The organism is Pseudoalteromonas sp. bablab_jr010 (assembly GCF_016464105.1).
GTDB lineage: Bacteria > Pseudomonadota > Gammaproteobacteria > Enterobacterales > Alteromonadaceae > Pseudoalteromonas > Pseudoalteromonas simplex.
In genome coordinates this window covers 17,753-38,214 of sequence record NZ_JACDWV010000149.1, presented here as the reverse complement: position 1 = coordinate 38,214, position 20,462 = coordinate 17,753, and the positions used below count along the sequence as shown (strand labels likewise).

The following is a 20,462-nucleotide window of genomic DNA, read 5'->3' as shown; positions in this document are numbered from 1 at the left end:
GTTCCTAACACGAAAATTGACTAGCTTTGAGGAATATCAAGCTCTTGACCAATAAATAAGGTATTCGATTTTAAGTTGTTGGCCGTTTTTAGCTTACTCACAGAGGTGTTGTATCTGCTTGCTAAAATACTTAACGATTCACCAGGGCGAACTTTGTGTTTAGTCGGAAACTGCGACTTTAACTTAGCAAATAGTGAATCATCTGGTGGATTCTTCATGTAGTAATTTTTAATCGAGGTGAAAATTGCTTTAGCTAAGCGCTCCTGATGCTGCGCCGTTTTTAGCATCCGCTCTTCACGCGGATTCGAAATAAACCCTGTTTCGACCAAAATAGACGGAATATCGGGTGATTTCAATACCGCAAGGCTCGCCGCTTGCGGGCGTTTTTTATGCATTTTAGCCACTTTTCGTAATTCGCTAACCACTTCTTCTGCGACACTAAAACCTGTTTTCATCGAGTGATCCATCGACATATCTAGCAGTGCTTGTGCTAAATATTTTTCGCTTGCAGTATCTTTTAATACCCCAGCTGCACCACCTAAAAGCTCTGAGTGCTTTTCTTTATCCTCAATCCATTTACCAATTTCTGAATTAGCGCGGCGTAGTGATAGCACCCACACTGAGGCACCGTTTGGTTGTGGACTAGTAAAGGCATCCGCATGAATCGACACAAAGAAATCAGCTTTTTTCTTACGAGCTATGCTGGTACGGGTGTTTAGATTTACAAAGTAATCACTGCGGCGCACCATACGCGAAATCATGCCTTTTTCAGCATCTATCATTCGCTCTAAGCGCTTCGCTATTTGTAGCGTAATATCTTTTTCATAAGTGCCTGATGGACCAATTGAACCGGGGTCTTCACCACCATGACCTGCGTCAATGGCAATAACAATATCGCGTTCTTGATTAAGTTCGCGTTTTTTCACACTGGTATTGGTCGAAACAACGGGCTCAGCCTTCGGTGTTTTATCAACAAGGTCAACCACTAAACGATGCTTGTAGGGATCGGTTGGTAGTAAAGCAAATACAACAGGTTTACTGGCACGGGCTAGCTCAAAGACAAAACGTACACTTTTGCTGTCTTTTGGTTTTGAGTAACGCAGTTTGGAAACAATCTGATGCTTTTGAGGAATAGCAGGCAAGCTATCTAGTTTGTCGGTATTTTTTAAGTCAATCACTAAACGAGCTGGATTTTTCAGCATGAAATAGCTGAAATCAGGTTTATCGTTTAAATCAAAGACCACACGAGTGCTGTCAGGTGAGGGCCACACTCGTACGCTATTAATGGTATTTTGTGCAAGCGCAATCTGGCTAACAACCAATAACATCAAAGTAGTTAATAGTTTAAACGTACAACGACCCATTTTTACTAATACACCTTTATTTTTATATGTTTATTCTTGCGCGCTCGTAAGTTGCTGAACAATAGCCTTACCACGCTCGGTTAAGCTATTAATTGTAATAGCACGCGCCTCGCCTTCATAGCGTAGGGTGATATCAAGATCTGGTGTTGGAATAAATTCGCCGCCTTTTTCAGGCCATTCCACAACACAAATGGCCTGTGGTGAAAAATAGTCACGAATTCCCATATATTCAAGTTCTTCAGGATCACCTAAGCGATATAAATCAAAGTGATAGACATCAGCTTTGGCTAATTGGTAAGGCTCAACCAGTGTATAAGTTGGACTCTTAACCTTACCTTGATGACCGAAACCTTGCACGATACCACGGGTTAATGTCGTTTTACCGGCACCTAAATCACCATGTAAGTAGATGACTGCTCCTTGCTCCATTAAGGTTGCAAGTTGCTTACCCATATTAACCGTTGCTGCTTCATCAGCGAGTGGAAAACCAACACTGTCGGTCATTATTACCTCATGAAAAACTAAAAACACATTACTTTGTTAATCATACCAGAATAATTTTGTAAGGCGAGAATCACTCTTATGACTAATTTGACAAAAAAAAGCCGGCAAAGTTGCCGGCTTTTTAGCTTAAACAGAATTTTGTTTACAGACCTAGTTTCTTCTCAAGGTAGTGGATGTTTGTACCACCGTTTTGGAAGTTCTCATCTGCCAAGATTTTCTTGTGCAGTGGTGTGTTGGTCTTGATGCCATCAATCACTAATTCGTTTAACGCATTGCGTGAACGAGCAATAGCTACATCACGGTTTTCACCGTAACAGATCAGCTTACCAATCATTGAATCGTAATGAGGTGGTACTGTGTAATCCGCGTAGATGTGGCTGTCCCAACGAATACCTAATCCGCCTGCAGGGTGGAATCGCGTGATTTTACCTGGTGATGGAATAAAAGTGTCTGGGTCTTCCGCATTAATACGGCACTCAATTGCATGACCACGAATAACCACATCTTCTTGTGTGAATGATAGTGGCTGACCAGCTGCAATTTTTAGCTGCTCTTTGATTAAGTCAACGCCAGTGACCATTTCTGTTACTGGGTGCTCAACCTGAATACGGGTATTCATTTCGATGAAATAGAACTCGCCGTTCTCGTATAAGAATTCGAACGTACCTGCACCGCGATAACCGATTTCGATACATGCACGAGTACAACGGTCACCGATAAACTTACGCATTTCAGCTGTGATACCTGGCGCTGGCGCTTCTTCAACAACTTTTTGGTGACGACGTTGCATTGAACAATCACGCTCACCTAAGTGAACGGCATTGCCTTGACCGTCTGCCAGTACTTGAACTTCGATGTGACGTGGGTTTTCAAGGAATTTTTCCATGTAAACCATGCCATTACCGAAGAACTGCTTAGCTTCTTGCTGAGTAAGAGCGATTGAATCAATCAGTTCTTTTTCGCTGCGAACAACACGCATACCACGACCACCGCCGCCGCCTGCTGCTTTAATGATTACAGGGTAACCAATGCGCTTAGCGATTTGAATGTTGCGCTCACTGTCTGCCGTTAATGGGCCATCAGAACCTGGTACACAAGGTACACCGGCTTTACGCATCGCTTCGATTGCAGAAACTTTGTCACCCATTAAACGAATTGTGTCGCCTTTTGGACCGATAAATACAAAGCCGCTTTGCTCAACTTGATCAGCAAAGTCTGCATTTTCAGAAAGGAAACCATAACCTGGGTGGATAGCAACTGCGTCTGTTACTTCTGCCGCTGCAATAATGCGCGGAATATCTAAGTAACTTTCAGTGGCTGCTGGTTTACCAATACAAATTGTTTCGTCTGCCAGTAACACGTGCTTAAGATCACGGTCTGCCGTTGAATGCACAGCAACAGTTTTGATCCCAAGCTCTTTGCAGGCGCGCAGTACGCGAAGTGCAATTTCACCTCGGTTTGCAATGACTACTTTATCTAACATAGAGTTGGCCTTTTGTTGCGCTATTATTCAATGATGAATAAAGGTTGATCGAATTCTACTGGCTCGCCATTTTCAACTAAGATAGCTTTTACTGTGCCTGCTTTATCAGATTCGATTTGGTTCATCATCTTCATTGCTTCAACGATACACAACGTATCGCCAACATTTACTTTAGAACCTACTTCTACGTATGGTGCTGCTTCTGGAGAAGCCGCTGAGTAGAATGAACCAACCATAGGAGATTTAACTTGATGGCCAGTCGGTGCAGCTGGAGCAGCCGCTTCTGCTACTGGAGCCTCTGCTACTGGAGCTGGAGCTTGAGCCGCTGCTGGTGCAGGTGCTGCAAACTGTTGTGGTGCATACTGCATTGCAGGTGCTGCAGACATGTTGTTACGATTGATGCGTACTGACTCTTCACCTTCAGTGATTTCTAATTCAGCAATACCAGATTCTTCTACTAGTTCGATAAGTTTTTTGATCTTGCGAATATCCATTGAACGACCCGCCTGTTAGTTATTTAAAAAATTAATGTGTGTTTTGCAACCGGCTAACAGCAGCTTCAAGTGCCACCTTATAACCCATTGCTCCTAATCCAATAATGACGCCTTGTGCCACATCCGAAAAATACGAATGATGACGGAATGCTTCTCGAGCATGCACATTACTTAAATGCACCTCGTAAAAGGGAATGTTTACACTGAGTAATGCATCCCGTAAGGCTACGCTTGTATGCGTAAATGCAGCAGGATTGATAATTATTGCATCAACCATTTGCCATGCATCGTGAATGCGTTCTATTAATGCAGCTTCACTGTTACTTTGGAAATGCGTTAAATCAACATTGAGACCGGCAGCAACCAAGCTAAGTTCAGCTATAATCTCATCAAGAGATTGAGTACCGTACTTTTCTGGTTCACGCTTGCCAAGCATGTTTAAATTTGGCCCATTTAGAACTAAAAGTTTGAATTTTGCAGCCATAATACGCGATATATCCTATAAGTAAGCAGTTTAACCATATTCATCATAAACCCACGCTTAACCTAAGCGTGCTGATGTAAAATAGCAACTATTTCTCACGTTAACCACCTATTATAGATATTTCGACGTAAATAGCAGCAAAATACTGGTCTAATCACTCCCCATTCGTGGTAAAGTCAAGCATAGCAAGGCACACAACAGGGTCATTCCAGCTGTTTTCCTGTTGATAAATTAAGCTTCAATCAGTGAATTTGCTATTTTTCACTTAAAATAAGTATTTTTTACGATGCAGATACAAAAACGCCACTCAGATGAGTGGCGTTTTGCTATTTTCTTGCACGTTTGCGTTTATTTAGCGGTATTTCGAACTTTTGCTAAATGTTCTGCAAAGTCTTTGGCATTTAAAAAGCCTGTTACACGTTGCTCTAAAAGCTCATTACCTTGGCTATCAAAGAACAAAATGCTCGGTAAACCGAACACCGTGTATTCCTCCATTAGCTCTATGGTCTTTGCATCGCTTTCGGTTAAATCGATTTGAATTAATTCAAAGTGAGCAAATTGCTCTTGCACTTTAGCGTCAGGAAACGTGTAGTGCTCAAACTCTTTACAGGCAACGCACCAGTCGGCATATAAGTCGACCATTACTAAGCGCCCCTCGCTACTTGCCTGTGCAATCTCTTCTTTTAATTCACTTAGATTAGCAACTTGTCTAAAACCATGTGTTTGTACAGCAGCTTCAGCAACTACCGCTTTACTAGGCCAAAAATAATTTTTCGTTAAACTTGCCCCAGTTACAACCAATAAGGTTGCTGCAAACCACAATGCTGTTTTTAGCTTGCCTTGTGATTGGCCACTTTGCCAATGGTGTAAATAAAGCGCTGTAGCAAGTGCTAATAAACCCGCCATTAACCAAATGATTTCAATATCAACAATACGCTCAAGCAGAATGAGTGGTACAACTAGCATAATGAAACCAAATAGGGTTTTCACTTGCTCCATCCAACCACCGGCTTTTGGTAGTAATTTACCACCAGAAGTCCCCAGTAATAATAATGGTAAGCCCATGCCTAAACTGAGCACATAAAGTGTTAAACCACCGACGAGGTAGTCACCACTTTGCGCCACATAAAGTAAAGCAGCAGACAATGGCGCTGTTGTACACGGTGAAGCAATCAAGCCAGACAATACACCCATCATAAATACGCCAACATAGTTGCCGCCTTTTTGCTGGTTACTAACCTGAGTGAGCTTATTCATCATGCCGCTAGGTAATTTGATTTCGTACCAGCCAAACATCGACATTGCCAATAATACAAATAAGATACTAAAGCTAATTAGTACAGTAGGATGCTGTAAATACCCTTGTACTTGCCCACCTAATGATGCAACCACTAAGCCCAGCGCTGCGTAAGTAACGGCCATACCTTGTACATATACAAACGACAGCGAGAACGCTTTTTTAGTCGACAAATTCTGCTGACCCGCAATAAGGCTCGACAAAATCGGAAACATTGGAAATACGCAAGGCGTAAAAGCCAGACCAATACCCACTAAAAAGAAGATTACTAGGTTAGTTAGTAAACCTTGCGATGCCAGCTTATCGGTATATGACTGCTCACCTGCTGGTTTTGATGCTTCTTGAGAGGGCGCTGATGATGCTTCATTTGTATCAGCTGCTTGTGTTAATGCCGCTAATGCGTTCCCCGCATCTGCAGTCTGTGATACTTGCTCACCTGCAATCACAGATAAAGGAATGGTTCTAACTTCTGGCGGATAACATAACCCTGCTTCGGCGCAGCCTTGAAAACGCACTTTAACAACTGCACCTTCTGTGACGTTGCTGAGCTTAGAAACCACACTTAACGAATCAAAGAATACCTCAGTCTTACCAAAAAATTCATCTTCAATAATCACGCCCTTGCCAAGATCAGGAACTTCAATATCAGCGCCTTTGGCAATAATTTCGACTTTCTTTTTGTAAAGGTAATAATCAGGCGCAATATCCCAGCCAATAAATAAGGTTTTGCCTTGCTGGTCAAAATCGAAAACAAACGCCTGATCAACCGGGAGAAATGTTTGCTCCGCAGGTTGTAGTAGATTTCCAAGTAAATTGTTATTACTTGCACTTGCTGGCATAAGCCACAATGCACAAAGTAATAAAAGGAACGATCGCATTAATTAAGTACCTCATCCATCCAATTAAAATAGGCTAAATTGCCCGTAGCCACATCAACGACCTGAATTTCAGGCACCTCATAACTATGCAATTTCTTGATAGTTTGGATCACCTCATTCATTTTTTCTGACTTAGTTTTGATCAGTAACTTACTCTCAATAGCTTGAGTTACCTCGCCTTCCCACATGTAAATAGATTCAATAGTAGGCAAAATGTTCACACAAGCAGCTAGCTTTTCTTTAACTAGATGTTGTGCCAACTGACGGGCTTCAGCCTCATTTGCACAAGTCGTAAAAATAAGTCGAAAATGCGTAGTCATAAGGAACCTTTATTTGATTACGTGAGTCGCACCATAGTAGCCGATAGTAACTATAATGTGTAGCGAGCAAGGTGATCCTAGGTTCCGTCTTGAAAAATGACCTGCTCACCCCAATTTATATTTCACTGACTCGAAAGAGAATGACATTTTTTAGAGAGCGTTATGTTTAGATTTTTGTTTTTGTTATTTATTTTAGTGCCGATTGTGGAGATCGCGTTACTCATCCAAGTGAGTGAAGTGATCGGCGGCTTTGCCACCATAGCGCTTGTAATTGTGACCGCGATTGTCGGTGCGAAATTAGTGAAGCAGCAAGGTATGGGCGCGATTCAAAACGTGCAATTACAAATGGCACAAGGGCAAATGCCTGCAAAAGAATTATTTACTGGATTATGTGTGATTATCGCCGGTGTTTTATTAATGACACCAGGCATCATGACTGACTTTTTTGGCTTTTTACTACTTACGCCAGCAATCCGCAACAAACTGGCTGCAGGCCTTGCTAGTCAAGCGACTGTGCGCATGAGTTCGCAGGCAAATCAAGGCTCTGCACACTTCCAATACCACAGTAAAGCCCCCCAACACGAAGAACCAAACCATCAACCTACAACTATTGATGGTGAATTTGAGCGAAAAGATTAAAATTTTTTAATTTTTTTACTTGGATTTTTTTAAGCCACCCCCATTAATGAATGCAATGAAACGCAACGGGTGGCTTAGCACTCCCCTGCAATAACACAAGATTTTTTCTGTACTGTTCAGAAACTGTTAGGAGAACTAAATAAATGAACATTCGTCCTTTACATGATCGCGTCATCGTTAAGCGTCTAGAAGAAGAAACTAAGTCTGCTGGCGGTATTGTATTAACTGGCTCTGCAGCTGAAAAATCAACTCGCGGAGAAGTTATCGCTGTTGGTAATGGCCGTGTTTTAGACAACGGTGAAGTAAGAGCATTAGAAGTTAAAGCCGGTGACACTGTGCTGTTCGGCTCTTATGTTGAAAAAGCTGAAAAGATCGAAGGTCAAGAGTACCTGATCATGCGTGAAGATAACATTCTAGGCATTGTAGGCTAATCCTACTTTTCGTTTAGCAACCCGTTTACAGAATTTAAGAGGAATTTAATCATGGCAGCAAAAGAAGTACTTTTTGCAGGTGACGCACGTGGCAAAATGCTAACTGGCGTAAACATTTTAGCAAACGCAGTAAAAGTAACTTTAGGTCCTAAAGGCCGTAACGTTGTATTAGACAAATCATTCGGCGCTCCAGTGATCACTAAAGATGGTGTATCTGTTGCAAAAGAAATCGAGCTTGAAGACAAGTTCGAAAACATGGGCGCTCAAATGGTTAAAGAAGTAGCGTCTAAAGCGAATGACGCTGCAGGTGACGGTACAACAACTGCAACAGTATTAGCGCAAGCTATCGTAAACGAAGGCTTAAAAGCAGTTGCAGCGGGTATGAACCCAATGGACCTTAAGCGTGGTATCGACAAAGCAGTTACTGCAGCAGTTGAAGAGCTTAAAGCACTGTCTGTTCCATGTGCAGACACTAAAGCAATTGCACAAGTAGGTACTATTTCTGCTAACTCTGATAAAGAAATCGGTGACATTATTGCAGAAGCAATGGAAAAAGTAGGCCGTGATTCAGGCGTTATCACTGTTGAAGAAGGTCAGTCGTTAGAAAACGAACTAGACGTAGTTGAAGGTATGCAGTTTGACCGCGGTTACCTTTCTCCATATTTCATCAACAACGCTGAAAAAGGCGCTGTAGAGCTAGACAACCCATTCATTCTACTTGTAGACAAAAAAGTATCTAACATCCGTGAGCTACTACCTACATTAGAAGCTGTTGCTAAAGCTAGCAAGCCACTACTTATCATTGCTGAAGACCTTGAAGGTGAAGCACTTGCAACACTTGTTGTAAACAACATGCGCGGTATCGTTAAAGTATCTGCGGTTAAAGCACCTGGTTTTGGCGACCGTCGTAAAGCAATGCTACAAGACATCGCAGTATTAACAGGTGGTACTGTTATTTCTGAAGAAATCGGTTTAGAGCTAGAGAAAGCGACAATCGAAGACCTAGGTACAGCGAAGCGCGTTGTGATCACTAAAGATGATACAACAATCATCGACGGTGCAGGCGAAGAAGACGGCATCAATGGTCGTGTTGCACAAATCAAAGCACAAATCGAAGAAGCGACGTCTGACTACGATAAAGAGAAACTACAAGAGCGTATGGCTAAACTAGCTGGCGGTGTTGCAGTAATCAAAGTTGGCGCAGCAACTGAAATCGAAATGAAAGAGAAAAAAGACCGCGTTGAAGATGCTCTACACGCAACTCGCGCAGCGGTTGAAGAAGGTGTTGTACCAGGTGGTGGTGTTGCACTAGTTCGCGTAGCAAGCAAACTTGTTGAACTTGCTGGCGACAACGAAGACCAAAGCCACGGTATCAAAGTTGCACTACGTGCGATGGAAGCACCACTTCGTCAAATCGTAACTAACGCAGGTGACGAAGCATCTGTTGTTGTTAACTCAGTAAAAGGCGGTGAAGGTAACTACGGTTACAACGCAGCATCAGGCGAGTACAACGACATGATCGAAATGGGTATCTTAGACCCAACTAAAGTAACGCGTTCTGCACTACAGTACGCAGCTTCAATCGCGGGTCTTATGATCACAACTGAAGCAATGGTTGCTGAAATCCCGAAAGATGAGCCAGCTGCTCCAGATATGGGCGGCATGGGCGGCATGGGTGGTATGGGCGGCATGATGTAATCATCCCCAAGCACCTCGCTTAAAAAACCCAGCTTCGGCTGGGTTTTCTTTTAGCTATCAGTTTTAAGCTGTCAGCTATCACAGAAACTGACGGCTGACGGCTGACGGCTGACGGCTGACGGCTCAGTTAACCAACTCCCTCACTATCGCAAACAAGTCACTCGGTAACATGCCTCTTTCGCCTTCACGTTCTGCGGCAATATCACCGGCTTTTGCATGTAAGGTTACACCTAAACACGCTGCTTGCTGAGGAGTAAGCCCCTGTGCGATTAGTGCCGCTATGATACCTGTTAATACATCGCCACTGCCACCAACCGCAAGTGCAGGGTTACCGTCGGTACACACCCATGTTTGGTTATTATCAGCAATTAAACTGCCAGCACCTTTGAGTACACAAGTAGTGGTATAGCTACGTGCGAGCTGCTTTACCGCATGAAAGCGATTTTCTTCAATATCACTAGCGCGACAATTAAGTAACCTTGCAGCCTCACCGGGGTGTGGTGTAATAACGGTATTAGCCAATGGAAATAACGAAGCATGCTGAGCCATTAAATTAAGTGCATCTGCATCAATAACCAGAGGCTTGTTATTAGTAAAGCAATACTGCATTACTGCTTCAAAGGTTGTTTCCGACCAAGTGTCTTGACCAAGTCCTGGGCCAATAGCCACACAGGTTGCCCACTCTAGGGCGCTAATCAGGTTTGTATCTGTCACCATTAGTTCTGGCCGGCCAATACTCACTGGTAGAATAGAGCTACTATGGGTATACACTTTGACCATACCCGCACCGGTGCGAAGCGCTGCCTCTGCAGTTAAACGAATAGCGCCTGCAGTGCCTGAATTACCACCAATACACAGCAATTTACCATGGCTGGTTTTATGGCTGTTGTTATCGCGATCAGAAAGCCTCGGCTGTGTCTGATAATTGATAAGCTCTGCCGTGGGTGATGTCAGTTTTAAAAAGGCATCTTCAATACCTAAACCATTAAACTCTAATGTCCCTGCATGCGCTCTACCTTGCCCTGTCACTAAACCTTGTTTAATCCCCACAAAAGTCACAGTGAGCGCGGCTTTTATTGCCACTCCTTGTACGACACCTGTGTCGGCATGAATGCCTGACGGTAGATCAATAGCAACTATCGGCACTTGGCTTTCGTTGGCAGCTTTAATCAGCTGTGAAAAAGGCTCGCGCACCGCGCTTTGAATTCCCGTGCCAAGCAGGCCATCAATAATGATATCTGCACGCTCAATAGCACTGGCATCAGCGGTTATTTCCCCTCCTGCGTCGAGCCAAGCTTGCTGAGCACTGAGCGCATCACCTTTGAGCGGTTTATCAGGTATTGCTGCAATAACCGTAACCTGTTTGCCCGCTTGTTTAGCTAAACGAGCAACAACATAACCGTCACCGGCATTATTACCAACGCCCGCTAACACAACGAGTGTACTTGTTTTAGGAAAATAGCTGATAGCTTGCTGATAAGTCGCCAGCCCTGCTCGCTCCATAAGCTCATACAAGGTGATACCAGAACGCTTAGCTGCGGGTCCTTCATGGTCACGCACTTGCTCTGCTAAAAATACTGACTGCGAGAGAACAACTGACATATCTATCCTTAAATTGGTCTTTTAATCAGCATATAAGCACAGATAAGTGCAGTCAATGAGGCATAAAAAAACGGCGCGTAACTTACATTACGCGCCGTTTCTTTAAAGCTTTAGTGACTTACTCAGTGTCTGGTAAGTTGCGACCGTAGAAGATTTCTTGCATCTCGCGGGTCAGCTTAGAGTAGATAACTTCTTCTTCTTCTTCAGAAAGATCTGCTGTAGAAACACCGAATAGGTAAGTATTCAAGTCAGTTTCTTTTAACATCATCTTCGTGTGGAACAAGTTCTCTTGGTACACGTTCACGTCCATCATTTGGTACGCTTCTTTGGTATCTTCAGTCATGTAGTTCTGAATTGAGTTAATTGCGTGATCGATATAGTGTTTAACACCATCTACGTCACGAGTAAAACCACGTACGCGGTAGTCAATTGTTACAACATCAGACTCAAGGCTGTGAATTAAGAAGTTTAACGCTTTTAATGGCGAAATAATGCCACACGTTGATACTTCGATATCAGCACGGAACGTACAAATACCATCATCAGGGTGTGCTTCTGGGTATGTGTGAACACAGATGTGGCTCTTGTCTAAGTGCGCTACTACTGTTTCAGGAAGAGGGCCCGGCGCCTCATCAACGTCATACGTTGTTTGTTGCTCAATTGGCTCTTCAGAGATCAAGATTGTCACGCTGGCACCTTGCGGATCATAATCTTGGCGAGAAACATTTAGAATGTTTGCGCCAATAATATCCACAACTTCACCTAAAATATCGGTAAGGCGATCAGCACTGTACTGTTCGTCGATATATTCAATATATTCTTTACGCTGTTGTTCCGTCTTTGCGTAACAAATATCGTAAATACTAAAGCTTAAGCTCTTAGTTAAGTTATTAAAGCCATGAAGCTTAATTTTATCGAAGGGTTTATTCATGCTAAACCAACCTTAAAACGAGTGAAACCTGCACCAGCAGAAATAAAAGTTCGCGGATTTTATACGAATTTTCTGCTCGGAAAAAGCGTTATTTTACCTGTTCTTGCACAACTTCATGACTATGCGTAATTTCTACTGTTTTATCAAGCATTAAGGCTACAGAACAATACTTTTCAGCAGATAATTGTACCGCTCTTGCAAGGTGCTTTTCAGAGACATTATCACCGGCAACCACAAAGTGTAGGTTAATCTTAGTAAACACGCGAGGCGCTGATTCAGCACGCTCAGCTGTTAGCTTAACTTGCACATCAGAAAATGACTGCTTGGCTTTTTTTAAAATACTAACAACATCAACAGATGAACAACAACCTGCTGACATTAAAACCATTTCCATTGGGCTTGGCGCAGCACTATCGCTACCTGCATCAAAAACTACATTATGACCTGAATTTGAAAGGCCAATAAACGTATCGCCTTCTACCCATTTTACATTCGCTTGCATGTGCTTTATCTCTTAAAGTTATTTTGCTTGATTGTAAGCAAGTCACACACAGATGCAAGGGATAAGAGGTGAGCTTTAAAGGAAAGCGAGTTGCCTAACGTTGAGCTGCTCGCTTAAAGACTAGAAATTGTGTTGTGCTTTATACATTAAGCACTTTCTACAACAGCACTATCAAATAAGTTTTTCACTAATCCAGCAAACTCATCTATAAACGCGTGCTGTTCAACGGTTACTGTATGATTGGTGACGCTGCTTAGCACTTCTTGTAAGTCATATACGATACCGTCGACTTCGCGAACAATTTGGCTGCGTTGTTCAGTACTAAGCTCAGTGTGTTGCTCGCAAAGTAACATGACATTTTCAGCTATCACATCTTCAATCAGCTCTAACACTGTTGGAGCTCCTGGTTTAATTTGACCCGGCTTCTCAAAAAGCGCTAAATTTTGAGTGAGATACATGACAAGATCATCGTACCCTTGCCTATCTAAAACCATACGACTACACACCTAATAAAAAACTATCTCTTTAGATTTAAGCAGAAAGCGCTTTTAATTGCTACCTTTGCCAAGCATCTCATACAAAAAAAGCAGCCGAAGCTGTTTTTTGTAATGATTTACGATTATTAATCAATTTTTAAGCCTGGGCTTAATGTCGCTGGCATTGCTACTTTTTCAAGTTCTACCGAAGCAACCGGATATGCACAATAGTCAGCAGCATAATATGCGCTTGCTCTGTGGTTACCTGATGCACCAATACCACCAAATGGTGCAGCACTTGATGCACCCGTGATAGGACGGTTCCAGTTTACGATACCCGCACGAATACGACGTAGGAAATGGTCGTAATCTGCTGCACTGTCGCTTAATAAGCCAGCTGATAAACCAAAGCTTGTGTCATTCGCTTTATCAATAGCAGCATCAAAATCAGTGAAACGGAATACTTTAAGCAGTGGTCCAAAGTGCTCTTCGTCTGGGAAGTTAGCTACATTTGTACACTCTAAAATACCCGGAGTTACAAAACCGGTATTTTCTTTATGTGTAAGCTCAACAAGCACTTCTGCGCCAAGCTCAACAAGCTGCTGTTGCGCTTTGACCATACCAGCTGCTGCCGCTGAAGAAATCATTGACCCGATGAAAGGTTGATCTTCTGCGTCGTAGTCACCGACTTTAATTGCTTTCGTTGCTTTAATAAGACCCGCTAGGATGGCGTCACCCTGCTCGCCTGCTGGTAAGAATAACTTACGCGCACATGTACAACGCTGACCTGTAGAGATAAACGCAGATTGAATAATATCGTGGATAGCCGCTTTAGTATCAGCAACATCAGTAACGATAAGCGGGTTATTACCACCCATTTCTAAGGCTAAGATTTTACCCGGTTGACCAGCAAACTGTTCATGTAAAATATGACCAGTGCGCGAAGAGCCCGTAAAGAATAAACCGTCAATCCCTTTATGAGATGCCAGCGCTTTACCCGTTTCTACTTCACCTTGCACAAGGTTGATAACACCTGCAGGCAGGCCTGCCTTTTGCCATAACTTTAACGTTAACTCAGCAACTGCTGGCGTTAGCTCAGACGGCTTAAATACCACGGTATTACCAGCTAAAAGTGCAGGCACAATGTGACCATTTGGTAAGTGACCAGGGAAGTTATAAGGACCAAACACAGCTACTACACCATGAGGCTTGTGGCGGATCATCGCACGACCTTGTGGCATTGGGTTTTCAACATCACCTGTGCGCTCTAAAAATGCTTTTTCAGAGATAGCAATTTTACCCACCATCGCACCTGCTTCAGTGCGTGTTTCCCAAAGTGGTTTACCTGTTTCTTGTGCGATAGCAATCGCTAATTCTTCGCTGTGCTCTTTAAGCGTTTCTGCGAATGTTTTTACAATCGCTAAACGCTCTGCAAATGTTTTATCAGCCCAGCTGTAAAATGCTTCACGTGCAGCAGCGACTGCGCCGTCTACTTGTTCAGCAGTGGCAGTGTTTGCTTGCCAAATTACATCATTATTTGCTGGGTTTACAGATTGAAAAGTATGACCAAGGCCTGCTTGCCATTGACCATTAATAAATTGCGCTGCATGAGTCATTAATATGTCTCCTGAATTCTATAGTTTTGCAAGTGATACTGAATCACCCGCTTCTAAGTGAAGTGCTTTTGCTAATTCACTTGAGATTGTAATGCTATCGGCATCACATGATAGGCTAACTTGAGTCACGGTTGCTCTAAAATCAGCAATTTTATCATTTGCTAACAAGACCGTAGTGTCGCCTTGGCTTTCACCTATTTCTACTTTAACCGTTTGGGCATTTCTCACTGTAGCAATGTTATCAACTTTTGCTTCAACAGTTGGGCCTGCATCAAAAATGTCTACATAACCATTGAAGGTAAAACCTTCGCTCTTTAAAAGTTCAATCGCAGGGCGTGTATTATCATGCACTTGACCAATCACAGCTTGCGCATCTTTGCTCAGTAAGTTGACGTAAATAGGATATTTCGGCATTAACTCGGCAATAAATACTTTTTGGCCAATACCCGTTAAGTAATCTGCCGTTGGAAAGTCCATCGAGAAAAAGTGCTCTTCTAGCCATTGCCAGAATGGGCTTTCGCCATTGTCATCAGAAACACCACGCATCTCAGCAATTACGGTGTCAGCAAAACGCTCTTTATGTTGATTAATAAACATAAAACGCGCTTTTGAAAGCAATTTACCGTTATTATTTTTACGGTAGCCATCTTTTAAGAATAATGTGCACAGCTCAGTTGCGCCGGTGTAATCGTTACACAGGGTTAATATATCAACGGCTTTATACACGTCTAGCGTACGAGAAGAATGAATCACTTTGCTTAGATGATAATGATAAAAAGCATCATCTAAACCAACTGCAGCTTCAATCCCCGAAGTCCCTACAACTTCACCCGTTTCGCTATCTTCAAGAACAAACAAGTAACCTTCATCACCTGGCTGTTGCGCAGCTTTTGCAAATGAGCTGACAGAATGATCAATTTTCTTTTGTAATAACTCTTCATTATTAGGCAAAGACGTAAAGCCATGGCCTGACTCATCAGCAATCTTTACTAACGCTTGGTAATCGCTTTGCTGGATTGGGCGAAGGATCATCATAAGTCCGCTTGCTCCCTTATAAATAACGGTAAATTAAGAAATGTGGGCAAGCTTAACTTGCCCTGAAATGACAGTTTCGTTTAGCCGTTAACGACTTTTGCAACTGCTTTTTCGAAACGAGCCATACCTTCGCGGATATCAGCTTCTGGAATTACAAGTGACGGAGTGAAACGAACAACATCAGCGCCAGCTACTAAAGACATAACGCCTTCTGCAGTACCAGCCACTAAAAACTCTTTTGCACGACCTTTGAATTGCTCTGTTACTACAGCACCAATTAATAGACCTTCGCCACGGATTTCAGTGAATACATTGTACTTTTCGTTAATCGCAGTTAGTAACTCACGGAATAACGCTGACTTTTCTTTAACGCCGTTAAGTACTTCTGGTGTATTTACTGTGTCGAATGCAGCTTCAGCTACTGCACACGCAAGTGGGTTACCACCGTAAGTAGAACCATGAGTACCCACTTTTAAGTGCTTAGCAATATCAGTTGTGGTGATCATCGCACCGATAGGGAAACCACCACCTAATGCTTTTGCAGTCGTTAAGATATCTGGAGTTACATTTAGACCTTGATAAGCATAAAGCTCACCCGTACGGCCAACACCGGTTTGTACTTCATCAAAGATTAGTAGTGCATTGTGTTTAGTACACAGTTCACGAACACCCTCAACAAACTCAGCAGTTGGCGAAATAATGCCACCTTCACCTTGTAGAGGTTCCATCATTACCGCACAAGTATTGTCTGAGATAAGCGCTTCAAATGCCGCTAAATCGTTGTAGTCACAGTGAACGATATCACCAGGTTTTGGACCAAAACCATCAGAGTATGCAGCTTGACCGCCTACTGTTACAGTGAAGAAAGTACGGCCGTGGAAACCTTTGTTGAATGAGATAATTTGTGACTTTTGCTCACCAAAGTTATCAAGTGCAAAACGGCGTGCAAGTTTAAGTGCCGCTTCATTTGCCTCTGCACCTGAATTAGCAAAATATACTTTTTCAGCGAACGTTGCATCAGTTAGCTTTTTAGCTAAGCGAAGCGCTGGCTCATTAGTCATTACATTTGATAAGTGCCAAATCTTTTCGCCTTGCTCTTTTAATGCACTTACAAGAGCTGGGTGACAATGGCCAAGACAGTTAACAGCAATACCACCCGCAAAATCGATAAATTCACGACCTTCTTGGTCCCATACGCGAGAACCTTCGCCTCGAACTGGAATAACACTTGATGGTGCATAGTTTGGAACCATTACTTGATCAAATAATTCGCGATTGACTGTCATTTTATATCCTCATAATTGTAAGCACACACAGAGTTTGGTGGCGCTTTAAAGCAAAACTAAGCCATTTTACTTAGCCGATTGAGCTTAGCGCAAAATCACCAAAATTACTCTTTGGTTCAATTTTCATTCATCCATTATTTCAGAAAATTTTCGTTATGTCTCTTAGAAAACTTTCATGCAGGCCTTGAAAACAAAGGGCTTGAGATATTTTTTCATGGATAGTGAATAACTATTTGAAGGCCTTTTTTTGCTCGAAATACTACAAAAAGGCGTAAGGCTAGTGAGCCAAGCACTGGCTAATGACAAAAACTTTGTCGCTGTGGATTGATAAACAATGAATGAATAGTCGCAAAAAAATTAACAATTTTTTTAATTAATTTGGATATGAAAGTGCTCAAAATTGCATTTAGCTAACTGTTCAAGCTCCTCCTTAGTGAAATCGAAGTGTGCAAACCAACGCTCAGTTTCGTCACTTTCGACCAATTGATGCTCATTTAAACTTAAAAACTGAGCGTAACAACGTGCTTTTAAAATCACCTTGGTAAGCGGCAAATATTCATCGTTTTTAGCTAATGGAGTCGTTAACTGCTGCATCACCGCATTAAATGGTAAATACCTAAAGGCCATTTGTTCAATTACTGTTGCGGTTACTTTTAATGATAACTTGCTAAGCAAACTACTTAAAAACAAAGGATCAGGCTTGAGCTCTAATAATGCAGTATGCAAGTCTTTCTTTTGTTCATCACGCGCCATAGTTACTTTACGCTGCCAAACTCGCTCAAAAGTGCGTAAATACAAACGTACTAAGGCAATCTTCCCAACATCAAGCAGCATTCCAAGCGTAAATGCATGTTCTTCATTTACGCCATTTAGCTTTGCTATTTCTTGCGCTGCAATGGCACACGCCATTGAATTATCTCTTAGTCGACGCTTTAAAAGCGGGAATGGCTCAGTACTATGGGGCATCCAGTGGCGTACAGCAAATGTCGGCACAACAAACTTCAAGTTATCTAAACCAATGTAACGAAGTGCTAAAAGCGGGTTATCAACTTTAACGGAAGTATGCTTATTACGTTGTTGACGGTAAAAAGGCAAGTTCACAAACGCGACTAGCTCGCGCCCCAGCCAGCTTAAATCTTTAACCAAAGGCTCAAGTCGACCCACTGAAGCTGAACGTACAGCTAAAATATCTAAAATAGCAGGTACACTGTCTTGAATCCCAATCGTTTCGTGAATTACAGTATCAATATCCTCAAGCTGCTTATTCATCGCTGTTTCAATAACTTGATGTAACTGCTTACTCGCTTGAGCACGATATTTATGATGCGCCGTACTTACCTTCTGACGTTTTTTTTCAGCAGCAACTTCTACTTCTAATAAAGTACGTTGCTCCATTGACTCGCCATAATCGATTTCTAAGGTATGAATAAAGCCAATTTGGCGCTGCGCAAAACTATGACCAAGCAAAAGATCGTGCGCGCGCTCATTAAGCACCATCGCAGTCCTTTGTTGTCGGGTTTCTTCAGTCATTTGCACAGGCGTATTGTCGGTCATATTTGTTAATTCACTAGCCTAAGATTAGAAGCGAGTTAAAAAGTTAGCAAGTAATTCAAGCCCTTGTTGGGTCAAAATTGCTTCGGGGTGAAATTGCACGCCTTCAAGTGCTAAATCATTATGCATGATCCCCATAATTTCATCAAAATCAGAATTTTGTTCTGTCCATGCAGTAATAGTGAAGTCACTAGGTAAGCTTTGTTTATCAACCACAAGTGAGTGATAACGACACACCGTCAGCGGGTTAGCTAAACCATTAAACACACCTTGGTTGCTATGCTTAACTAATGATGTTTTGCCATGCATCACTTGCTTAGCGCGAATAACATCAGCACCCAGAGCCTGAGCAATGGTTTGGTGCCCTAAGCAAATACCGAGAATTGGCAACTGCCCTTTTAGATGTTCCACCACTTGTAAAGAAATACCCGCTTCGTTTGGCGAACAGGGCCCAGGTGAAAGTACGACGTGCTCTGGGTTAAGTTGTTTAATCTCAGCGATACTGATCTCATCGTTTCGTTTAACTAATACATCTTGATCCAAGCGCTGAAAATATTGCACTAGGTTGTATGTAAACGAATCATAATTGTCGATCATTAACAGCATTGCGTGTAACCCAAAATTACTCAGTCAAAATAATGAAGGCGCATTTTACCCCAAGCATACATAAATGTCGGCAAAAAATGGCTTATTCATCAGCGATTAGATGCGCTGTGAGGTCAGCCCTTTCTTGCTCATTAAGTTTTTGCGAGCATTTATTTGCAAAGTCGTAACGTACTAGTACGGTTTTACCAACGGCACAGCAGTTATCCTGCTGCCAAGCCTCTTGGCGCAGTACGAATGAACTTGAGCCGACATGCTCAACACTGGTTTTCACTGTGACATCGTGACCATAAAACAACTCACCCACAAAGCTTACTTCAACCTTAGCAATGATCAGTTTCCACTCATAAGGGTTTAAATCAGGCGTAAAAAACCTGAAAATAGGCGCTCGGGCGGCTTCAAACCATACAGGGAGTACGGTATTGTTGATGTGCCCTAGCACATCTGTTTCGCTAAAGCGTGGTGTGATAGTTTCAGTAAACATAGTAACCCTATAAAAAATATAAACTAAAGGTAGCTCATGACGGACTTTATTCGCGTATACGAAAACGCCCTCAGCAAAGAATTTTGCGACAACTTTATCACGGTATTTGAACAAAGCCCGCATTTAAAACAAGGCACTACCTCAGGCGGAGTAGATTTAGCGAAAAAAGACAGCCGCGATTTATACCTTAATAATCACTCTGAATACGCTGAGCAACTTAAGCATATTCAACAAACGACCGCAGGTTACGTCTTCAAATACCTTGAAGAGCATATTTTTATGATGATTGGCGCCTTTGGTTTAAAGGTTTACCATCCGCAAACAGGCAAACCTGTTGACCTAACACAAGATAACTTTGAAGAAGTCGGCAAACCACAATTGCCATTACTCGTGCAGCAGATTTTTCGTATGGGCCCTATTCAAGCACAAAAATACGATATCAATAAAGGTGGTTACCCTTATTGGCATAGTGAGGTATACCCGCAAGCAGGCCATAACGAGGCCCTTCATCGCGTGTTATTATTTATGTTTTATTTAAATGATGTAGAAGAAGGTGGTGAAACAGAGTTTTACTATCAACAACGAAAAATATCGCCAAAACAAGGTACTATGGTCGTAGCGCCGGGCTATTTTACCCACACGCACCGTGGTAATAAGCCTATTTCAAATGACAAGTATATTTTAACCTCGTGGGTCTTATTCAACCGTGCAGAACAAATTTATGGACAACCACAATCCTAGCGGTAATAAGCAGCCCACTCGGGCTGCTTATAACTTAATTAAA

At 42.4% G+C, this 20,462-nt stretch carries 21 protein-coding genes; 4 read left to right on the top strand and 17 right to left on the bottom strand.

Going from position 1 to position 20,462, the window contains the following annotated elements; translation table 11 throughout:
* Positions 1-20 precede the first annotated feature (20 nt).
* From JIG37_RS15510 to cutA, 7 genes are all read right to left on the bottom strand, one after another.
* The gene (locus JIG37_RS15510; protein ID WP_235374215.1) at positions 21-1,328 is read right to left on the bottom strand and encodes an N-acetylmuramoyl-L-alanine amidase; all 1,308 of its coding nucleotides are present in this window, start codon (positions 1,326-1,328) and stop codon (positions 21-23) included.
* 66 nt (positions 1,329-1,394) lie between these two features.
* Positions 1,395-1,868: a tRNA (adenosine(37)-N6)-threonylcarbamoyltransferase complex ATPase subunit type 1 TsaE gene (tsaE, locus tag JIG37_RS15505; RefSeq protein ID WP_054552431.1), complete on the bottom strand. Its 474-nt coding sequence runs from the start codon at positions 1,866-1,868 to the stop codon at positions 1,395-1,397.
* A 142-nt stretch (positions 1,869-2,010) separates the two neighbouring features.
* On the bottom strand, positions 2,011-3,351 hold the full coding sequence (gene accC, locus JIG37_RS15500; protein WP_054552430.1) for an acetyl-CoA carboxylase biotin carboxylase subunit: 1,341 nt from the start codon (positions 3,349-3,351) through the stop codon (positions 2,011-2,013).
* A 23-nt stretch (positions 3,352-3,374) separates the two neighbouring features.
* Positions 3,375-3,845, bottom strand: a complete 471-nt coding sequence (gene accB / locus JIG37_RS15495; RefSeq protein ID WP_199529780.1) for an acetyl-CoA carboxylase biotin carboxyl carrier protein — start codon at positions 3,843-3,845, stop codon at positions 3,375-3,377.
* A 31-nt stretch (positions 3,846-3,876) separates the two neighbouring features.
* Positions 3,877-4,329 carry a type II 3-dehydroquinate dehydratase gene (aroQ, locus tag JIG37_RS15490; protein WP_138600159.1) on the bottom strand — a complete coding sequence of 151 codons (453 nt, stop codon included), beginning with the start codon at positions 4,327-4,329 and terminating at the stop codon, positions 3,877-3,879.
* A gap of 348 nt (positions 4,330-4,677) precedes the next feature.
* Positions 4,678-6,504, bottom strand: a complete 1,827-nt coding sequence (locus JIG37_RS15485; RefSeq protein ID WP_138600158.1) for a protein-disulfide reductase DsbD — start codon at positions 6,502-6,504, stop codon at positions 4,678-4,680.
* Complete coding sequence (gene cutA, locus JIG37_RS15480) at positions 6,504-6,824, bottom strand: divalent-cation tolerance protein CutA (RefSeq protein WP_054552426.1); 321 nt, start codon at positions 6,822-6,824, stop codon at positions 6,504-6,506. Before cutA ends, JIG37_RS15485 begins: the two co-directional genes overlap by 1 nt.
* A gap of 162 nt (positions 6,825-6,986) precedes the next feature.
* Here cutA and JIG37_RS15475 point away from each other — a divergent pair, with 162 nt between their 5' ends.
* The 3 genes from JIG37_RS15475 to groL all read left to right on the top strand — a co-directional run bounded on the left by JIG37_RS15475 (position 6,987) and on the right by groL (position 9,592).
* A complete protein-coding gene (locus JIG37_RS15475; protein ID WP_199529779.1) occupies positions 6,987-7,463 on the top strand; it encodes an FxsA family protein in 477 nt (158 codons plus the stop codon).
* Positions 7,464-7,606: 143 nt separating this feature from the next.
* A complete protein-coding gene (locus tag JIG37_RS15470; protein ID WP_036973362.1) occupies positions 7,607-7,894 on the top strand; it encodes a co-chaperone GroES in 288 nt (95 codons plus the stop codon).
* Positions 7,895-7,945: 51 nt separating this feature from the next.
* Complete coding sequence (groL, locus tag JIG37_RS15465; RefSeq protein WP_054552424.1) at positions 7,946-9,592, top strand: chaperonin GroEL; 1,647 nt, start codon at positions 7,946-7,948, stop codon at positions 9,590-9,592.
* A gap of 123 nt (positions 9,593-9,715) precedes the next feature.
* Here groL and JIG37_RS15460 read toward each other — a convergent pair whose 3' ends face one another.
* From JIG37_RS15460 to JIG37_RS15415, 10 genes are all read right to left on the bottom strand, one after another.
* Positions 9,716-11,194 carry an NAD(P)H-hydrate dehydratase gene (locus tag JIG37_RS15460; protein WP_199529778.1) on the bottom strand — a complete coding sequence of 493 codons (1,479 nt, stop codon included), beginning with the start codon at positions 11,192-11,194 and terminating at the stop codon, positions 9,716-9,718.
* A gap of 118 nt (positions 11,195-11,312) precedes the next feature.
* Complete coding sequence (gene speD / locus JIG37_RS15455; RefSeq protein WP_054552422.1) at positions 11,313-12,125, bottom strand: adenosylmethionine decarboxylase; 813 nt, start codon at positions 12,123-12,125, stop codon at positions 11,313-11,315.
* A gap of 88 nt (positions 12,126-12,213) precedes the next feature.
* Complete coding sequence (locus JIG37_RS15450) at positions 12,214-12,627, bottom strand: OsmC family protein (protein ID WP_199529777.1); 414 nt, start codon at positions 12,625-12,627, stop codon at positions 12,214-12,216.
* A 146-nt stretch (positions 12,628-12,773) separates the two neighbouring features.
* A complete protein-coding gene (locus tag JIG37_RS15445) occupies positions 12,774-13,121 on the bottom strand; it encodes a DUF3802 family protein (RefSeq protein ID WP_054552420.1) in 348 nt (115 codons plus the stop codon).
* Between the two features lie 128 nt (positions 13,122-13,249).
* A complete protein-coding gene (gene astD, locus JIG37_RS15440) occupies positions 13,250-14,719 on the bottom strand; it encodes a succinylglutamate-semialdehyde dehydrogenase (RefSeq protein ID WP_166340658.1) in 1,470 nt (489 codons plus the stop codon).
* Positions 14,720-14,737: 18 nt separating this feature from the next.
* Positions 14,738-15,754, bottom strand: a complete 1,017-nt coding sequence (gene astA / locus JIG37_RS15435) for an arginine N-succinyltransferase (protein ID WP_054552418.1) — start codon at positions 15,752-15,754, stop codon at positions 14,738-14,740.
* 80 nt (positions 15,755-15,834) lie between these two features.
* The gene (locus tag JIG37_RS15430) at positions 15,835-17,040 is read right to left on the bottom strand and encodes an aspartate aminotransferase family protein (protein ID WP_054552417.1); all 1,206 of its coding nucleotides are present in this window, start codon (positions 17,038-17,040) and stop codon (positions 15,835-15,837) included.
* Positions 17,041-17,409: 369 nt separating this feature from the next.
* A complete protein-coding gene (locus JIG37_RS15425) occupies positions 17,410-18,570 on the bottom strand; it encodes an HDOD domain-containing protein (protein WP_138602479.1) in 1,161 nt (386 codons plus the stop codon).
* A gap of 48 nt (positions 18,571-18,618) precedes the next feature.
* Positions 18,619-19,197 (bottom strand): aminodeoxychorismate/anthranilate synthase component II, encoded by a 579-nt coding sequence (locus JIG37_RS15420; protein ID WP_199529776.1) that lies wholly within the window; start codon positions 19,195-19,197, stop codon positions 18,619-18,621.
* Between the two features lie 82 nt (positions 19,198-19,279).
* Positions 19,280-19,678 (bottom strand): thioesterase family protein, encoded by a 399-nt coding sequence (locus tag JIG37_RS15415; RefSeq protein WP_187489512.1) that lies wholly within the window; start codon positions 19,676-19,678, stop codon positions 19,280-19,282.
* A gap of 36 nt (positions 19,679-19,714) precedes the next feature.
* Here JIG37_RS15415 and JIG37_RS15410 point away from each other — a divergent pair, with 36 nt between their 5' ends.
* Positions 19,715-20,419 (top strand): 2OG-Fe(II) oxygenase, encoded by a 705-nt coding sequence (locus JIG37_RS15410; protein ID WP_166340655.1) that lies wholly within the window; start codon positions 19,715-19,717, stop codon positions 20,417-20,419.
* The last annotated feature ends 43 nt before the right edge of the window (positions 20,420-20,462 follow it).